19 protein-coding genes are annotated in these 15,372 nt (G+C 72.4%); 12 read left to right on the top strand and 7 right to left on the bottom strand.

Going from position 1 to position 15,372, the window contains the following annotated elements:
- A partial coding sequence (locus VGV13_10385; GenBank protein HEV8641491.1) for a helix-turn-helix domain-containing protein occupies positions 1–309 on the top strand: 309 nt, incomplete at its 5' end.
- Between the two features lie 74 nt (positions 310–383).
- Here VGV13_10385 and VGV13_10380 read toward each other — a convergent pair.
- From VGV13_10380 to VGV13_10360, 5 genes are all read right to left on the bottom strand, one after another.
- The gene (locus VGV13_10380) at positions 384–1,766 is read right to left on the bottom strand and encodes a sigma-54 dependent transcriptional regulator (GenBank protein ID HEV8641490.1); all 1,383 of its coding nucleotides are present in this window, start codon (positions 1,764–1,766) and stop codon (positions 384–386) included.
- The gene (locus VGV13_10375; GenBank protein HEV8641489.1) at positions 1,763–3,271 is read right to left on the bottom strand and encodes a response regulator; all 1,509 of its coding nucleotides are present in this window, start codon (positions 3,269–3,271) and stop codon (positions 1,763–1,765) included. Before VGV13_10375 ends, VGV13_10380 begins: the two co-directional genes overlap by 4 nt.
- Before the next feature lie 277 nt (positions 3,272–3,548).
- Positions 3,549–3,917: a tetratricopeptide repeat protein gene (locus VGV13_10370; GenBank protein HEV8641488.1), complete on the bottom strand. Its 369-nt coding sequence runs from the start codon at positions 3,915–3,917 to the stop codon at positions 3,549–3,551.
- Complete coding sequence (locus VGV13_10365; GenBank protein ID HEV8641487.1) at positions 3,914–5,359, bottom strand: ATP-binding protein; 1,446 nt, start codon at positions 5,357–5,359, stop codon at positions 3,914–3,916. The genes VGV13_10370 and VGV13_10365 overlap by 4 nt, the downstream gene beginning before the upstream one ends.
- Entirely contained in the window at positions 5,356–5,637 is a 282-nt protein-coding gene (locus VGV13_10360; GenBank protein ID HEV8641486.1) for a hotdog domain-containing protein, read from the bottom strand. Before VGV13_10360 ends, VGV13_10365 begins: the two co-directional genes overlap by 4 nt.
- A 365-nt stretch (positions 5,638–6,002) precedes the next feature.
- Here VGV13_10360 and VGV13_10355 point away from each other — a divergent pair, with 365 nt between their 5' ends.
- From VGV13_10355 to VGV13_10305, 11 genes are all read left to right on the top strand, one after another.
- Positions 6,003–6,971: an LLM class F420-dependent oxidoreductase gene (locus VGV13_10355; GenBank protein HEV8641485.1), complete on the top strand. Its 969-nt coding sequence runs from the start codon at positions 6,003–6,005 to the stop codon at positions 6,969–6,971.
- Entirely contained in the window at positions 6,968–8,113 is a 1,146-nt protein-coding gene (cofG, locus tag VGV13_10350) for a 7,8-didemethyl-8-hydroxy-5-deazariboflavin synthase CofG (GenBank protein HEV8641484.1), read from the top strand. Before VGV13_10355 ends, cofG begins: the two co-directional genes overlap by 4 nt.
- The gene (gene cofH, locus VGV13_10345; GenBank protein HEV8641483.1) at positions 8,091–9,356 is read left to right on the top strand and encodes a 5-amino-6-(D-ribitylamino)uracil--L-tyrosine 4-hydroxyphenyl transferase CofH; all 1,266 of its coding nucleotides are present in this window, start codon (positions 8,091–8,093) and stop codon (positions 9,354–9,356) included. The genes cofG and cofH overlap by 23 nt, the downstream gene beginning before the upstream one ends.
- A 78-nt stretch (positions 9,357–9,434) precedes the next feature.
- On the top strand, positions 9,435–9,713 hold the full coding sequence (locus VGV13_10340) for an HU family DNA-binding protein (protein HEV8641482.1): 279 nt from the start codon (positions 9,435–9,437) through the stop codon (positions 9,711–9,713).
- Between the two features lie 157 nt (positions 9,714–9,870).
- Positions 9,871–10,296 (top strand): hypothetical protein, encoded by a 426-nt coding sequence (locus tag VGV13_10335; protein HEV8641481.1) that lies wholly within the window; start codon positions 9,871–9,873, stop codon positions 10,294–10,296.
- Between the two features lie 5 nt (positions 10,297–10,301).
- Positions 10,302–11,231: a 2-phospho-L-lactate transferase gene (cofD, locus tag VGV13_10330; GenBank protein ID HEV8641480.1), complete on the top strand. Its 930-nt coding sequence runs from the start codon at positions 10,302–10,304 to the stop codon at positions 11,229–11,231.
- Positions 11,228–11,962 (top strand): 2-phospho-L-lactate guanylyltransferase, encoded by a 735-nt coding sequence (cofC, locus tag VGV13_10325; protein ID HEV8641479.1) that lies wholly within the window; start codon positions 11,228–11,230, stop codon positions 11,960–11,962. Before cofD ends, cofC begins: the two co-directional genes overlap by 4 nt.
- 175 nt (positions 11,963–12,137) lie before the next feature.
- Positions 12,138–12,311 (top strand): hypothetical protein, encoded by a 174-nt coding sequence (locus VGV13_10320; GenBank protein HEV8641478.1) that lies wholly within the window; start codon positions 12,138–12,140, stop codon positions 12,309–12,311.
- Complete coding sequence (gene cofE, locus VGV13_10315; protein ID HEV8641477.1) at positions 12,311–13,063, top strand: coenzyme F420-0:L-glutamate ligase; 753 nt, start codon at positions 12,311–12,313, stop codon at positions 13,061–13,063. The genes VGV13_10320 and cofE overlap by 1 nt, the downstream gene beginning before the upstream one ends.
- A gap of 4 nt (positions 13,064–13,067) precedes the next feature.
- Positions 13,068–13,712, top strand: coding sequence for an NADPH-dependent F420 reductase (gene npdG / locus VGV13_10310; protein HEV8641476.1), 645 nt, complete (start codon positions 13,068–13,070; stop codon positions 13,710–13,712).
- Positions 13,713–13,742: 30 nt separating this feature from the next.
- Positions 13,743–14,141 (top strand): Ldh family oxidoreductase, encoded by a 399-nt coding sequence (locus tag VGV13_10305; GenBank protein ID HEV8641475.1) that lies wholly within the window; start codon positions 13,743–13,745, stop codon positions 14,139–14,141.
- A 74-nt stretch (positions 14,142–14,215) separates the two neighbouring features.
- On the opposite strand, the gene VGV13_10300 is transcribed toward VGV13_10305, so the two are convergent.
- Both VGV13_10300 and VGV13_10295 read right to left on the bottom strand, forming a co-directional pair.
- Positions 14,216–14,662 carry a CopD family protein gene (locus VGV13_10300; protein HEV8641474.1) on the bottom strand — a complete coding sequence of 149 codons (447 nt, stop codon included), beginning with the start codon at positions 14,660–14,662 and terminating at the stop codon, positions 14,216–14,218.
- Positions 14,659–15,348 (bottom strand): HAD family hydrolase, encoded by a 690-nt coding sequence (locus VGV13_10295; protein HEV8641473.1) that lies wholly within the window; start codon positions 15,346–15,348, stop codon positions 14,659–14,661. The genes VGV13_10300 and VGV13_10295 overlap by 4 nt, the downstream gene beginning before the upstream one ends.
- Positions 15,349–15,372 lie beyond the last annotated feature (24 nt).

Genomic DNA, 15,372 nt, shown 5'->3' with positions numbered 1-15,372 from the left:
GAGCGCCTGGCCACCCCCGGGGTGGATGGCTCCCCGCGGGCCCTGGCCAGGGCGGTCCGCACGCTCGCCGACCGCTTGCTCACCACCCGGCCGGGGCGCATCTACCGCGAGATGCTGGCCCTGGTCGAGCGCCCGCTGCTCGCGCACGTGCTGGCCCTGACGGGAGGCAATCAGGTCCGAGCCGCCCGTCTTCTCGGTTTGAACCGCAACACACTCCACAAGCGCTGCCAACGGCTCCGGCTGCTCCCGGCGCCCCGGGCTGAGGTGCGGACCAGGTCGCGTCGTCTTCGCTCGGTACCGCTGGGCTGAACCGGGGGCGCCCGTCCCCGAGCTACCCGTACCGGTCCCGGAGCGGGCCGGCGGCCGGGCGCGTGGCAGGGACGTCAGCTGGGCCGCTGGGGAATGCCGTGCTTGCGCATCTTGGAGTAGAGGGTGGGGCGGCGCAGGCCCAGCAGCGCGGCCGCGGCCTGCTTGTTCCACCGGGTGGTCTCGAGCGCCTTGAGGATCGAGGCCCGCTCGATCTCCTCCAGCGAGCCCGCGGGTACCTCCGAGGGCGCGATCGACGACGCCGCGCCCTCCGCGACCGTGCGCTGGAGCGCCTCGGGCAGATCGGCCAGCGTGATCTGCTTACCGTGCGTCACCAGGACGGCGTGCTCGATCGCGTGCTGCAGCTCCCGCACGTTTCCCGGCCACGGGTAACCGAGCAGGCGCCGGTACGCCTCCGGCTCGATGCCGTCCATCCGCCGGTCGTGCCTGGCCGCGTAGCGCTCCAGGAAGGCCTGGACCAGCAGCGGAATATCGTCGGGGCGTTCGCGCAGCGGCGGCACCTGGATGGTCACCGTATTGATCCGGAAATAAAGGTCCTGCCGGAGCTGGCCTTCCTTGACGGCGAGGTCGGCGTTGCGGTTAGTCGAGGAGATCAGCCGGAAATCGACGGCCACGGCCTTGGTGCCGCCGAGCCGCCGCACCACCCGCTCTTCGAGCACGCGGAGGAGTTTGGCCTGCAGATCGACGGGCATCTCGATGATCTCGTCGAGCAGCAACGAGCCCCGGTGCGCCTCCTCCAGCAGGCCGACCTTCTCGGTGGTGGCGCCGGTGAACGAGCCCCTGGTGTGGCCGAATAGCTCCGACTCGATGAGGTCCTTGGGCAGCGCGGCGCAGTTGATCTTGATCCAGGGACCGTCGCGCCGCCGGCTCCGCTCGTGGAGCGCGTTGGCGATCAGCTCCTTGCCGGTGCCACTCTCGCCGACGATGAGCACGTTGGCGTCGGCGTCGGCCACCGAGGCCACCGTCTCCATCACGCGCCGCATGGAGGGCGCGGCGGAGAGGATTTCGCTGTCGGCGGACTGCTCGGCCAGCCGGCGGCGCAGGTCGGTGTTCTCGGCGACCAGCTTGCGGTGCTCGAGCGCGTTCTTGACGAGCCCCAGCACCTCGTCGGGGTCGAAGGGCTTCTCGAGGACGTAGAAGGCCCCCGCGCCCTTGGTGGCCTCCATCGCCTTCCGCACCGAGCCGTAGGCGGTGACGATGATCACCTCGACCGACGGGTCCCGCTTCTTCAGCTCCCGGGTGAGGGCGATGCCGTCGCCGTCGGGGAGCATGAGGTCGACGATCGCGGCCTGGACGTCGGCCTGGGCCAGGACGGAGAGGGCGGTCTGCACGCTGCCGGCCATGCGGACGGCGTAGCCGTCGGCCTCCAGCGTGAGTCGGAGGCCGTCGAGAATGGTCGGCTCGTCGTCGACGACGAGGACTGTGCGCCCGTGCTTCACCGGGCCTCCTCGGCTCCGGAGCGGGCGGCCGGGGCGCCGACGGGGATGCGGATGCGCACGCGGGTGCCGTGGCCGGGCGCGCTCTGGATCGTCAGCTCGCCACCGTGCAGATCGACCACCGAGCGGGCGATGGCCATGCCGAGCCCAGTGCCGTCCGGCTTGGTGGTGAAGAACAGGTCGAAGACGCGGGCGAGCGTCTCGTCGCCCATCCCCGGTCCGGTGTCGTCGATGGCCACCGTGATCGCCTGCGCCTCGGCCGTGTAGAGTACGCCCACCGTCAACCGGCCCCGGTCGTTGAGGGCCTCCAGCCCGTTGAGGACCAGGTTCAAGAAGGCTTTGCGCAGCTCGCGGGCGTCGACCTGCGCCTCCGGACAGGCGGGGTCGTACGACCGCACGATCTCGATGCCCTCGGACGGGCAGCGGGCGCGCGCCAGCGCGATGCACTCGTCGAGCAGCGCAGCCAGCGAGGTGGGCGCGCGGTGCAGCTCGGGCGGGCGCCCGAAGGCGGTGATTTCCGAGACCACCGCCGTCAGGTGATCGACCGTGGACGTGACCTTCCGCGCCAGGTCCGCGCTCTCGACATCGCGGCCCTTCTCGAGCCGCTGCTCCAGGTGGCGGGCGTAGAGACGCAGGCCGGCTAGCGGGTTCTTCAGCTCGTGGGCCACCTGCGTCGCCATCCGGCCCAGAGCGGCCAGGGCGCCGCTCCGCAGCCGCTCGAGCTCATGCGTGTTCCGGATGGCGATCGCCGCCTGGGAGGAGAAGAGCGCGAGCAGCTCGAGGTCGTCCTCCGTCGGCTCCACGCGCGCGGGCGTCTCGATCACCAGGGCCCCCACCGGGCCCCGCTGCACGACCAGCGGAGCGGCGACGATGATCCGGGACTCCGCGCCGGGCACCGTCATGGGCGCGCCCTTCTCGATCGCCTGGGCCGCCGCCGTCTCCAGCGCGCTCCACGACGGGGGCGGCGACCCCGCGCTGGCCATCGGCACCAGGCGCCCGCTGGTGAGCTGGAAGACCACGGCCCGCTCTGCCTCCGTGGTCTCCACCGCAGCCTGGACCACGGCGTCCAGGATGCGCTCCATGACGCCGGACGACGCGAACGTCTCGCCCACCGCCAGTAGACGCTCGCGGTCGCGCGCCCAGCGCCGCGCCGAGAGCGCCCGGCGGATCTTGGCCCGCAGCTCGTCGCGCACGAACGGCTTGGTCAGGTAATCGAAGGCGCCTCGCTGCACGGCCTCGACCGCCGTCTCGATGGTGCCGTGGGCGGTCATGATGAGCACCGGCAGGCGCGGCTGCCGGGAGTGGAGCGTCTCCATGAGCTGAATGCCGTCGAGGGGCTCCATGCGGAGATCCAGCAGCGCCAGGTCGAAGCGCCCGGCGGTCATCGCGTCGATGGCGTCCTGGGGCCGGCTGGTCCCGGTCACCTCGAAGCCCATGGCGGTCAGGCGCATCTCGAGCACCTCGAGGATCGCGGCGTCGTCGTCGACGACCAGCACGCGCCGCTTCATCGCTCGATCTCCGGCGCGGCTGGTCGCGAGCGGGTCCTGGCAGGGGAGCGGCCCCCGTCCGGCATCGCTGTCGGTGGCTGGCGTTGCGGCCGGGGCGTATCGACCCGCAGCGTCCGGCGTGATATCTCTCGCGCTTCGCGCGGAGTGCCACGGGCTGCTGGCGGACGGGGGCCGCTCCCCTGCCACCCGCTCGAGGCAGCCGCGCCGGGCTGGCCCGCTGAGACGCGCGTCCTGCTCTTCACCCGCGGCCGGCTCGTCGACGATGCTCGCATCGTCGTCATCGGCGGCGACGCTCGTCGCGCAGGTCGAGTTTCTTGAGATTCTCCAGGTCTTCGCGCAGGCGCTCCAGCTCCTGCCGCAAGCGGTTCAGCTCGCCGTCGCGGGCGGCGAGCTCCTCGCGCAGGCGCGCGATGTCCGTGCGGGCGGCCACCAGGCCGGCCACCGCGTCGCGGCTGGCCAGCGCGCGCCGGGCGGCGGGGTCGTCGGGATACTTCGCCAGCAGCTCGTCGTACGTCCGCACGGCGCTGGCGTACTCACCCTTCTGCACCAGTCGGTCCGCGCGATCGAGGAGCGCCGCCGGCGGCCACCACGGCGCGCAGCCCGCCAGGAGCATCGCCATCGTCACTCCCCGTACGAATCGGCTCACTCTTCCGCCCTTCCGCGCGGAAGCAAGACCGTGAAGCGGCTGCCCTTGCCTTCCTGCGATTCTACCGTCACGCGTCCTCCATGCGCCTCCACCAGACCGCGCACGATCGGCAGCCCGAGGCCGGTGCCGCCCCGCCGGTGATGGGCCTGCTCGTACCAGCCGAAGATGTGCGGCAGGGCGCTGGCCGGGATGCCGATGCCCGTGTCCTCCACGTGCACCTCGATCTCCGGGCCGACGTCGAGCACGCGTGCCGTCACCCGACCGCCGCGCGGGGTGAAGCGGATCGCGTTGGCGACGAGGTTCACCACCACCTGGACCAGCCGGTCCTCGTCGCCCAGGTAGTCGAAGCGCTGCCCGGTCCGCTCGACCTCGAGGGCCAGGCCCGCCTCCTGGGCCTGGGGCCGCAGCTCCTCCACGGCGCGAGCGACCAGCCGGTCCAGCTCGAACGGCTTGCGCTCGATCGGCAGCGTGCCGGCGCGGAGGCGCGAGAGATCCAGGATCTGGTTGACGAGGCGGAGGAGGCGCTCCGAGCCCGCTTCGATGATCTTCACCAGCCGCGCCTGTTTCGGGTTGAGCCCGCCGGGGACTTCGTCGCGCAGCAAGTGCGCGGCCTCCCGCATCGAGGTGAGCGGCGAGCGCAGCTCGTGGGACACCGTCGCCAGAAACGTCTCCTTGAGGGCGTCGAGCTCGCGCAGCTGCTCCGCCATCGCGTTGAAGGACCTCGCCAGCGCGGCCACCTCGTCCTCGCCTTCGACGCGGACGGGCTCGGGAAAGGAGCCGGTGGCCACGGCCGACGTGGCGGCCGACAGGGCGCGCAGCGACCAGGTGAGCCTGAAGGCGATGGCCGCCGTCCCCACCAGGGCCAGGACGACCGCGGCGCCGAACGCGATGAGGACGCCGCCCCACGTCCGCGCCTCCAGCCGCGCCGCCTCCGCCTGCGCCCCCAGGGCCGCGCTGCGAATCTGTTCGATGAGCTGGTCGAGGAGGGACTCGACGCGCTCGATCAGCGCGCGCGTCTCCGTATCGGACAGGCGAAGCGCCTGCTCACGCTGTCCGCGGGCCAGCAGCGCCTGCTCCTCGCCGACCAGCCGTTGGTACTCGTCGAACGCGTCCTTGGCCTGGCGGAGGAGCGCCTCCTGACGGGGTGTGGTGAGGAGCGGGCCGAGCCGCGCGAGGTCGTCCCGGGCCTGGGCGGCCTGCTCCTCCCAGCGGGTCACATAGCGGGGGTCGCGCAGGATCAGCATGCGCGCCTCCAGGCGCGCCAGCCCGGGCATGGCGGCGTGGATGGACGAGGCGTCGTGGATGGCCGGCATCGTGCGCGTCGTGATGTCGCGGTTGACCGAGACCAGCCGGCCGACGGCGCGCAGGCTCAGGCCCCCCACGATGAAGAGCACGACGATCACCAGCGACGAGGCCAGGAAGATCTTGGAGGCGAGCTTCATCCCCGGCCGGCCCCGGATCGCGACGCGAGCTGGGTGGCCAGGAGCTTCGCCACCAGGCGGCGCTCGTCGTCGAAGACCTGCCCGTCGACGACGAGCGTGGTGCGCCCGCGCTGAATGACCTCGGCTTCCGCGGTGAGCGTGCCGCGGTCGGTGTTCAGCTCGGGGCGGAATTCCCGCGCCCGCCCCTCGCCTGCCGTGAGGAACTGCGTGCCATGGCTCGCGATCATCGTTCCGCGCGCCCACTCGTTGATCTTCGCGGCGAACTCCTTGGGTGTCATCCTTGGATCGGGGTTCCCTCAAAGATATCGTGAACCCGGGAGGCTTGTCCCCTCTTACGGTCCGGCCGGCGCCAGCGGGAACGCCGGGCCGCGCAACTCCGCGTAAATGTTACGACCGCGGGCGTCGCGCAGCCGCCGGGTGAGGCGGGCCCCGGCGAGCCCGAGGCGGGCTGGCCGCGCAGGTGACCCGCTCCGCGCCCAAGATGCGCGCAAAGAGCGGCGCGCTCGTCGGGACCGTGTCCGGCGGTCGGCGGCGGCGCACGATGCGCTCGGAGATCAGCCCGGTCAGCGGGCTGGCGTCTCCGCATCGCGACGGCCGCACGAGATTGCAAAGGTCTACCGGCTGGCCTACCATTAGCGCCGCCATGGAGTTCGGCTTCTCGCTCCCGGGTCGCGGCCCGCTCGCCGAACCCGATGCGGTGCTCGAGATCGCGGCGAAAGCCGAATCCCTGCGCTACGCCTCGCTCTTCGTGACCGATCACATCGTCTTGCCCGCCTCCACGGCGGGATCGGTGTACCCGTACTCGGCGACGGGACAGTTCCCCGGCGGCTCCCGTCAGGACTACCTGGAGCCGCTGACGATGCTCGGCTATCTCGCCCGCGCGACGAAGAAGATCCGCCTGGGCACCAGCGTGCTCGTGATCCCCTATCGCAACCCCCTGGCCGCGGCGAAGATGCTCGCGACGATCGACGTCCTCTCCGAGGGGCGCGTCATCCTGGGCGCGGGGGTGGGCTGGCTCCGGGAGGAGTTCGAGGCGCTGGCGGCGCCGCCGTTCGAGCAGCGCGGGCGCGTCACCGACGAGTACCTCCGGCTCATGCGTCTGGTGTGGACGACGGACCCGGTCAGCTTCACGGGCCAATATTACAAGGTCCGGGAGGTGCACGCCCTGCCCAAGCCCGTGCAACCGGGCGGCATCCCCATCTGGATCGGGGGTCACACGGACGCCGCGCTGAAGCGCGCGGCCACGCTCGGCGACGGCTGGCATCCCATCGGCCTGCGGCCGCCGGCGCTGCTGCCGCCCGACGAGTACGCGATGAAGGTGAAGCAGCTCCACATCTACGCCCAGAAGGCCGGGCGCGATCCCAAGGCCATCGCGTTGACCTTCCGGGCGCCGATGGAGGTGCGCTCGAAGCGCGAGAAGACGCCGGCCCGCGATCGACCGATGTTCCAGGGAACCGCCCCCGAGGTCATCGCGGACCTCGAACGCTACCAGGCGGTCGGCGTCACCCATCTCGTCTTCGATCCCACCCGGCCGGACCTGGAGGCCGCGCTCGCGAACATGGAGCGCTTCGCCCACGAGGTGCGGCCCAAGCTGACGGGACGGCGGCGATGATGGTCAGCCACGCCGAAGGCTGCGCGCTGATCGAGGTGCCGCTCGACGGTCTCCAAGACCTGCTGGCCCGCGCGGGTGAGCTGCGCGACCGCGGCCGGGGCCGGCGGGTCACCTTCTCCAAGAAGGTCTTCGTGCCGCTGACCACGCTCTGCCGCGACTACTGCGGCTACTGCACCTTCCGGCGCGATCCGGGCGAGCCGGGCGCCCACACGATGACTCCGGAGGAGGTCGTGACGCTCGTGCAGGCGGGCGGCCGGCTGGGCGCGAAGGAGGCCCTGTTTTCCCTCGGCGACAAGCCGGAGGCGCGCTTCCCGGAGCAGCGCGCCTTCCTCCGGCGCCATGGCCACCGGACGACGCTGGGCTACCTCCGCGCGATGTGCGAGCTGACGCTGCGCCAATCGCCGCTCCTGCCCCACGCCAACCCGGGCGTCATGGGGGAGCGCGACCTCGCCGCGCTCCGCGAGGTCAACGCCAGCATGGGCCTCATGCTGGAGACGCTCTCCGAGCGGCTGCTGGCCCCCGGCCTGGCCCACGACCGGGCCCCCGACAAGGTCCCCGCCCGGCGGCTCAAGACGATCGAGCTGGCGGGCAAGCTGCAGATCCCGTTCACGACCGGCATCCTGATCGGCATCGGCGAGACGCCCCGCGAGCGCGTCGACGCGCTGGCGGCGATCCGCGATCTGCACGAGCGATACGGCCACATCCAGGAAGTGATCATCCAGAACTTCCGGGCCAAGCCGCGGATCCCGATGCGGGACGCGCCCGAGCCCGCCTTCGAGGACCTGCTGCGCACGCTGGCCGTCGCCCGCCTCCTGCTCGGCCCCGACGTGAACGTCCAGGCCCCGCCCAACCTGTCGCCGGGCGCCTATCCGCGCCTGCTCGCCGCGGGCCTCAACGACTGGGGCGGGATCTCGCCCCTCACGATCGACCACATCAACCCCGAAGCGCCCTGGCCCCTCATCCCCGAGCTCAGGCGCGCGACCGAGAGCCTCGGCTTCGTCCTCCGCGAGCGGCTGGCCGTCTATCCCGAGTTCGCGACGCGACCCGAGTTCGTCGCCGAGCCGCTCCGCTCGCGGATCGCCAGACTGATCGACGCCGACGGCCTCGTCAAGGAGTCGCATGAGCACTGGCGACGCTGGTAGCCTGCGCCCCGCCCTCGACTGGGCCTCCCCCGCGGTGCGCCGCGCCCTCGGCCGCGCGCTGGACGGCGACGAGGTCTCCGTCGACGAGGGCCTGACGCTGGCGGCGGCCGGCGGCGGCGATCTGCACGCGCTCACGCTGGCCGCCGACGAGATGCGCCGCCGGCAGGCGGGCGACGTCGTCACCTTCGTCGTCAACCGCAACGTAAACTTCACGAACGTCTGCATCAAGCACTGCACCTTCTGCGCCTTCAGCCGGGACCACCGCGAGGAGGAGGGCTACCTCCTGCCGATGGAGGAGGTGGTCCGGCGCGCCCAGGAGGCCTGGGACCTCGGCGCCACCGAGGTCTGCATCCAGGCCGGCCTGCCCCCCAAGCTGGACGGCCGCTACTACATCGACCTCTGCCGCGCCATCAAGCAGGCGGTGCCCCAGATGCACCTGCACGCCTTCTCTCCGGAGGAGATTCTGTACGGCTCGCTGCGCTCGGGCCTGTCGATCCGCGAGTATCTGACCGAGCTGAAGGCGGCCGGCCTGGGGACGCTGCCGGGGACCTCGGCGGAGATCCTGGACCAGGAGATCCGCGACGTCATCGCGCGCGGTCGCATCACCGTCCAGCAGTGGATCGAGGTCATCACCACCGCGCACGCGCTGGGCATCCGCACGACCTCGACCATCATGTACGGTCACATCGAGACGCATGCCCACTGGGTGCGTCACATGGCGCTGCTGCGCTCGATCCAGAGGGACACCGGTGGCTTCACCGAGTTCGTGCCGCTGTCGCTGATCCACACCGAGGCGCCCATGTGGGCCAAGCGTCTGGTGCCGGGCGTGCGCCCGGGCGCGACCGGGGTCGAGGTGGTCAAGATGCACGCGCTGGCCCGGCTCGTGCTGGGGCCGACCTTCCGCAACATCCAGTCGTCCTGGGTCAAGGAGGGGCCCAAGCTCGCCCAGGTTCTCCTGGGGGCCGGCGCCAATGACCTCGGCGGAACGCTGATCAACGAGTCGATCTCGACCTCGGCCGGCGCCGCCTACGGCCAGCTCGTGCCACCGGCGGAGTTGAAGCGGCTGGTGCGCGACGCGGGCCGGGTGCCGGCCCAGCGCGACACGATGTACGACATCGTCCGGGTCTACGGGGCGGACGACGACGAGGCTTCCCCCCTGGACGCCATCGAGGACGCCGAGGCCCGCTTCGGCTCGTACCGTCGTCTGATCGCATCGGGCGAGTTCCGCTACACACGGCGGTAGCCCTAATCCAAGGCCTGTGGTAATAATTCACGTCGCGCTGATTTTCATCCGACGAACAGGAGGCTACCCGTGGCGAAGATGATGACGAAGTCCGCGACCTTCTCCCACCTCGCGCAGAAGGCCAACCTCTCGAAGAAGCAGATCACGGAGCTCTTCGACGAGATGGTCATGCTCGCGACCAAGGAGGCGAAGAACGGGTTCGTGCTGCCGGGCTTCGGCAAGCTGGTCCTGGCGAACCGCAAGGCGCGGATGGGACGCAACCCCCAGACCGGCGAGCCCCTCAAGATCCCGGCCAAGCGCGTGTGCAAGTTCCGCCTGTCGAAGAGCCTGAAGGACACGGTGCTTGGGAAGAAGTAACCCGGGGCGGCGCCGGCCCGCCGACCGGCGGGCCCCGGCGTTGGAGTCGCAGACTTCTCCCACCGGGGTCGGCGTGGTTCCGGCCCCTTCACTGGCCGCAGCGACGGTGCCGCGGGTGTGGCAGGGTGTCGGGTATCGACCCCTGCCGGACGCCGCCATGGCCCGCCCCCTCTTCGATTTCGCCGCGCTGCCGTGGCCGCAGACCACGCGGGTGGCGTTGGGCTGGGGGGCGTTCGCCGCCGCCCCGGGCGCGGCACCGGGCGAGCGTCTCGTGGGCGCGCTGATCGCCGAGGCTCACGAGCGGGTGATGCTTCTCCATGGCCCCGTCGTGCTCGAAGGCGACGAGCCGCTGGAGACCGCCGCCCAGCTGGTGGCGGCGGCGCTCGATCACGCCACCGCGCTCGGCGCCGAGACGCTCTTCGCGCGCCCGCAGGGGCTCGACCGCGTCTGGGTGCGGTTCGGCTTCATCCCGGTGCCGGAGGGCACCCTGCCGGCCCCGCTGGCCGGGCGGGCGGCCGCCGGCCTCTACGCCTGGCGCGGCGGCAGCGCCCTCTGGACGCTGCGCGAATCACCGCGCGGGTGATCCGGATGAAGGTTGCCGCGCTCGCGGGAGGCACCGGCGCTGCCAAGCTCCTCCGCGGCCTGGCCGCCTGCGTGGGGCCGCGGGATCTCACCGTCATCGGCAACACCGGCGATGACCTCGAGATCTGGGGGCTGCACGTCTCCCCCGACATCGACAGCGTGACCTACGCGCTGGCCGGACGCCTCGACGTCGAGCGCGGCTGGGGGCTGGCCGGCGACACGTTCCGGTGCCTGGAGGCGATGGCCCGGCTCGGCGCCGATAGCTGGTTCAATCTCGGCGACCAGGACCTCGCGACCCACATGCTCCGCACCCAGGCCCTCCGCGAAGGCGCGGCGCTGTCGACCGTGACCGCGAACATCGCGCGGGACCTGGGCGTCCACGCGCGCATCCTGCCGATGAGCGACGATCCCGTCCGCACATGGATCCGGACGCCAGAGGGCTGGCTCACCTTTCAGGAGTACTTCGTGCGCCAGAAGGCGCTCGTCGAGGTGCTGGAGGTGGCCTACCGAGGGGCGGAGCGGGCCCGGCCGGCGCCCGGCGTCCTCGAGGCGATCGCGGACGCCGAGCTGATCGTGGCGTGCCCGTCGAATCCGGTCACGTCCCTGGGACCGGTGCTCGCCGTCCCCGGCGTCGTCGACGCGCTCGCCGCGACGCGCGCGCCGGTCGTCGGCGTCAGCCCGATCGTTGCCGGCGCGGCCGTCAGCGGTCCGGCGGGCGACCTGATGCGAGCCCGGGGGCTGCCCGTCTCCCCCATCGGCGTCGCCCTCGCGTATGCGCCGTGGCTGGGCGTGCTGCTCATCGACCCGCGGGACCAGGCCTGCGTGCCCGCGCTGCTCGCCCAGGGCGTGTCCCCCGTCGTCGCCGACATCGTCATGACGGACCGGGCGCGCGAGGTGGCGCTGGCGCGTCGCGTGCTCGACACTCTCGGCGCATGATCGTCGCGGCGGTGCCCGTGAAGGACCTCGTCAACGCCAAGCAACGGCTGGTGCGCGTGCTCGAGCCCGAGGAGCGGGCGGAGCTGGCCCGGGCCATGCTGCGGGATGTTCTAAAAGTGCTGACGGCGGCGCGCCTCGACCGCGTCTGGGTGGTGACGCGGGAGGCCGGGGTGACGGTCATCGCCCGCGAGTTCGGGGTGGAGGCGCTCAGTGAGGCGGAGAACCGCGGGCACACCGCGGCGGTCGCGCTGGCCCAGGCGACGGCGGAGCAGCGCGGGGCGCGCGCATTCCTCACCGTGCCCGGCGACGTTCCCTGCGTGAGCGCGGACGAGATCGAGGCCCTCAGGGCGCTCGTCGCCGAGCGCGCGCCGGCCGCAGTCCTGGTGCCCTCGCGGTCGGGGCTGGGCACGAATGGCGTGGCCCTGACGCCGCCCGCGGCCATGCCGCTCACGTTCGGCGAGCCCTCGTTCGAAAATCATCTCGCCGCGGCCCGTCGGCGCGGCCTGGCTCCCCGGGTGCTGTCGCTCCCGGGGTTGAGCCTCGACATCGACAACGCCGACGACCTGCTCGCCCTGCTCCGCGAAGGTGCCCACACGGAGAGCGGCCGCCTCCTCGCCCGCTGGCCGATCGCCGCCCGTCTGGCGCCGGACGAACCCGAGCGCCGGCTTGGCCGGCGCAATCCTGTTCTCTGGGAGGTCTCGGAGGGGGCTGCCGAGACCCCCTCCGACTGACCGAGGTGCACCCTGCTCCGCGAGGGCATCGCCACCCAATTCGGTCGTCTCGCCGCCCGCTGGATGATCGCCGCGCGTCTGGCGTCGGCCGATCCCGAGCGCCGGCTTGGCCGGCGCAATCCTGTTCTGGGGGAGGCCTCGGAGGGGGCCGCCCAGGCCCCCTCCGATTAGCCTGATGCCCAGCCCGCTCCGCGAGGGCATCACCACCGAAAGCGGCCGCGTCGCCGCCCGCTGGATGATCGCCGCGCGTCTGGCGTCGGACGAACCCGAGCGCCGGCTTGGCCGGCGCAATCCTGTTTTGGGGGAGGCCTCGGAGGGGGCCGTCGAGGCCCCCTCCGACATAACCTGATGCCGCCGCGATTCGAGGTCATCGGCGTCCAGGGCATCGGCGAGATCCATCCCGGCGACGACCTGGGGCGCCTGATCGTCGAGGCGGCCGCGGCCCAGGCCACGCCGCTCCTGGACGGCGACCTCCTCGTGATCGGCCAGAAGATCGTGTCCAAGGCCGAGGGCCGGCTGGTGAGGCTCGACGACGTGACGCCCTCGCCCGCCGCGGTCGCGATGGCCGCCCAGCTGGGCCGCGACGCGCGTCTGGTGGAGGTGATCCTGCGCGAGTGCCGCCGCATCGTGCGGATGGACCGGGGCGTGCTCATCGCGGAGACGCACCACGGATGGATCTGCGCCAATGCCGGCGTCGACCAATCCAACGTCGAGCGCGACTGGGTGGCGCTCCTGCCCGAGGATCCCGACCGCTCGGCCCGGCGGCTGCGCGAGGCGGTGCGGGAGCGGGCGGGCGTCGAACCCGCCATCATCATCGCCGACACCTTCGGCCGGCCCTGGCGCGAGGGCCTGACCAACGTCGCGATCGGGGTCAGCGGCGTCGCGCCCCTGCGCAGCTACCTGGGCGAGCGCGACCCCGCGGGGCGCGAGCTGCAGGCGACGATCCTGGCCCTGGCCGACGAGCTGGCGGGCGCGGCCGAGGTGGTGATGGGCAAGCTCGACCGGATTCCGGTGGCCATCGTCCGCGGGCTCCGGCTGGCGCCGGGCGAGGAGGGATCCAAGCCGCTCCTGCGCGATCCCGCGCGCGATCTCTTCCGGTGAGCCCGTGAACATCGCGATCCTCGGCGGCACCGGCAAGGAAGGCTCGGGGCTGGGGGCGCGCTGGGCGCTCGCCGGCCACTCCATCATCATCGGCTCCCGCGACGCCGAGCGCGCCCGCGCCAAGGCCGCCGATCTGCGGGAGCGGACCCGGAAACTCGCGATCATCGGCCACACCAATGACGAGGCGGCGGGCCTCGGCCAGGTGATCGTCGTCGCGCTGCCTGCCCTGGGCCTCGCCTCGACGCTGTCCCAGGTGCGCGAGGGCTGCCGCGGCAAGGTCGTCATCAGCACGGTCGTCGCCCTCAGCTTCGGCGGCCCGCGCCTGTTCACGCCGCCCGCCGTCGGCTCCTCGGCCGAAGAAGCCCAGCAGCTCCTGCCCGAGGCGAAGGTGGTCGCCGCCTTCCACCACATCGCCGCCCACGAGCTGGCGGAGACGGACCAGGCCATCGACTGCGATCTGCTGCTCTGCGGCGACGACGCCGAGGCCAAGCGGACGGTGGCCGAGCTGGGGGCCTCCATGGGGCTCCGGGGCATCGACGTGGGCCCGCTCTCGAACGCGGGACCGCTGGAGGGGATCACCGCCCTGCTCGCCGCCATCAACCGCCGCTACCAGCGCAAGAGCGCCGGCCTCAAGATCACCGGCCTCTGAGCTCGCGACCTTCGCCCAAGGAGACCGCCCATGGCTGACACTCCCGTCCTCGTCACCCCCGCCCGGCTCCGTGACTTCATCGTCGACGCGCTGGGGGCCATGAAGATGCCGCGCCCGGCCGCGGAGATCACCGCGGACCTCATGGTGCGCACCGATCTGCGTGGCGTCGATTCCCACGGCATCGGCATGCTGCCGCGGTACCACGACCTCTGGCAGGTCGGCTACATCGGCATGGACGCCGAGCCGACCGTCGTCCGCGACGACATGGCCACCGGCCTGTTCGACGGCCAGAAGGGGCTCGGCCACTACGTCTCCACGCTGGCGATGCGGCGGTGCATCGAGAAGGCGCGCGCCTACGGCGTCGGCATGGTGACCGTGCGGAACTCGGGTCACTATGGCGCGGCCGCCAACTACTCGATGATGCCCTGAAACACGGGTCTCCGAGGGTCCCCGCCCCCCCCGCCCCGGCGCCACGGCCACCGGCAGACACCCGGGGCCCGCAGTCAGCTGCGGGAGATGGCGAGGCCCAGGTAGACGATGATGGCGCCGAGGAGCAGCGCCAGGCGGTCGAGCCAGGCGATCGCCCGCAGCGCCGGCGCGGGGTCCTCGGCGCCGCCGAGCGCGCGGCGGAGCCGGGGGACCTGGGCGAAGTCGCGCTGCGCGGTCAGCGTGATCACGACCAGCACCAGCACGAACTTGCCGGCCAGCACCAGCGCCGCCCGGCTCTGCATCACCTGCTCGAGCGGTCCGAGCCGGGTGACGTTGTAGAAGCCGGTCAACACCACCAGCGCGAGCGCCGCCCAGGCGGCGGGGCGCCCGCGTCGCGCCGCCTCCGCGAAGGCTTGCACCTGCCCCGGCTCGGCGGGCCGGAGCACGTGGGCCTGGTACATGAGCCCCCCCAGCCAGACCACGGCGCCCAGCACGTGCAGCCACAGCGCAATGAGCGTCATGCGTGCGTCAGCGCGCCCAGCACGCGGTCGACGTCGCCGAGGTCCGTGAACAGCAGGTCGGGCGTGCAGGCGGCCAGCTCGGCGGCGGGATGGTGGCCGGTGGCGACCACGACGGCGCGGGCGCCGCAGGCGCGGGCGCAGTCCACGTCCAGCGGCGTGTCGCCGATGATCGTCACGCGGTCGAAGGGGAACTCGCGACCGGTCAGCGCCCGCGCCCGCGCGCAGGCCACGGCCGGAAGCCGCCGGCGGTCGGCGTCGTCGGACCCGTAGGCGCCCACCCGAAACCAGGGCAGCAGGCCGGTCGGCCGGAGCTTGGCGCGGGCGCCGCGCTCGATGTTGCCGGTGAGCAGCCCGACCAGCGCGTCCTCGCGGGCGCCGAGCCGCCTCACGACCTCCTCGGCGCCGGGCATCACCTCGACGCGACCGCCGTCGCCCAACGCCTTCTCCAGCTCGCCCGCGTACGCCTCGAAGAACGTGTCCAGCCGCGCGGCAATCTCGCCGTCGGTCAGCCCCGCCGCCCGCATGAGGTCGAAGGCGATCTGCGGATCGGTCCTGCCGCGCCAGTCGTAACGGTCGACGGGCGCGGCCGTCCCGTATACGGCTTCGAGCGCGCGCCCGAACGCCAGGCGGCCGGCGCCGCGCGCGTTGAGCAGGGTGCCATCGACGTCGAACAGGAACAGGCGCACCTAAGGGCAGTCCAGTCTGTGCGG

The organism is Candidatus Methylomirabilota bacterium (genome assembly GCA_036001065.1).
Taxonomy (GTDB): Bacteria; Methylomirabilota; Methylomirabilia; order Rokubacteriales; family CSP1-6; genus MNEF01.
The sequence above is the reverse complement of the archived record's forward strand: the minus strand, read 5'-3'. Positions and strand labels throughout refer to the sequence as shown.

Bases quoted from the DNA above. Each gene is read 5' to 3' on its own strand.
- cofE (HEV8641477.1), top strand. From the start codon at position 12,311: ATGCCGCCGCGATTCGAGGTCATCGGCGTCCAGGGCATCGGCGAGATC.
- VGV13_10375 (HEV8641489.1), bottom strand. From the start codon at position 3,271: ATGAAGCGGCGCGTGCTGGTCGTCGACGACGACGCCGCGATCCTCGAG.
- VGV13_10340 (HEV8641482.1), top strand. From the start codon at position 9,435: ATGATGACGAAGTCCGCGACCTTCTCCCACCTCGCGCAGAAGGCCAAC.
- VGV13_10300 (HEV8641474.1), bottom strand. From the start codon at position 14,662: ATGACGCTCATTGCGCTGTGGCTGCACGTGCTGGGCGCCGTGGTCTGG.
- VGV13_10320 (HEV8641478.1), top strand. From the start codon at position 12,138: ATGCCCAGCCCGCTCCGCGAGGGCATCACCACCGAAAGCGGCCGCGTC.
- VGV13_10335 (HEV8641481.1), top strand. From the start codon at position 9,871: ATGGCCCGCCCCCTCTTCGATTTCGCCGCGCTGCCGTGGCCGCAGACC.
- cofD (HEV8641480.1), top strand. From the start codon at position 10,302: ATGAAGGTTGCCGCGCTCGCGGGAGGCACCGGCGCTGCCAAGCTCCTC.
- VGV13_10360 (HEV8641486.1), bottom strand. From the start codon at position 5,637: ATGACACCCAAGGAGTTCGCCGCGAAGATCAACGAGTGGGCGCGCGGA.
- VGV13_10365 (HEV8641487.1), bottom strand. From the start codon at position 5,359: ATGAAGCTCGCCTCCAAGATCTTCCTGGCCTCGTCGCTGGTGATCGTC.
- cofH (HEV8641483.1), top strand. From the start codon at position 8,091: ATGAGCACTGGCGACGCTGGTAGCCTGCGCCCCGCCCTCGACTGGGCC.
- VGV13_10355 (HEV8641485.1), top strand. From the start codon at position 6,003: ATGGAGTTCGGCTTCTCGCTCCCGGGTCGCGGCCCGCTCGCCGAACCC.
- cofG (HEV8641484.1), top strand. From the start codon at position 6,968: ATGATGGTCAGCCACGCCGAAGGCTGCGCGCTGATCGAGGTGCCGCTC.
- cofC (HEV8641479.1), top strand. From the start codon at position 11,228: ATGATCGTCGCGGCGGTGCCCGTGAAGGACCTCGTCAACGCCAAGCAA.
- VGV13_10305 (HEV8641475.1), top strand. From the start codon at position 13,743: ATGGCTGACACTCCCGTCCTCGTCACCCCCGCCCGGCTCCGTGACTTC.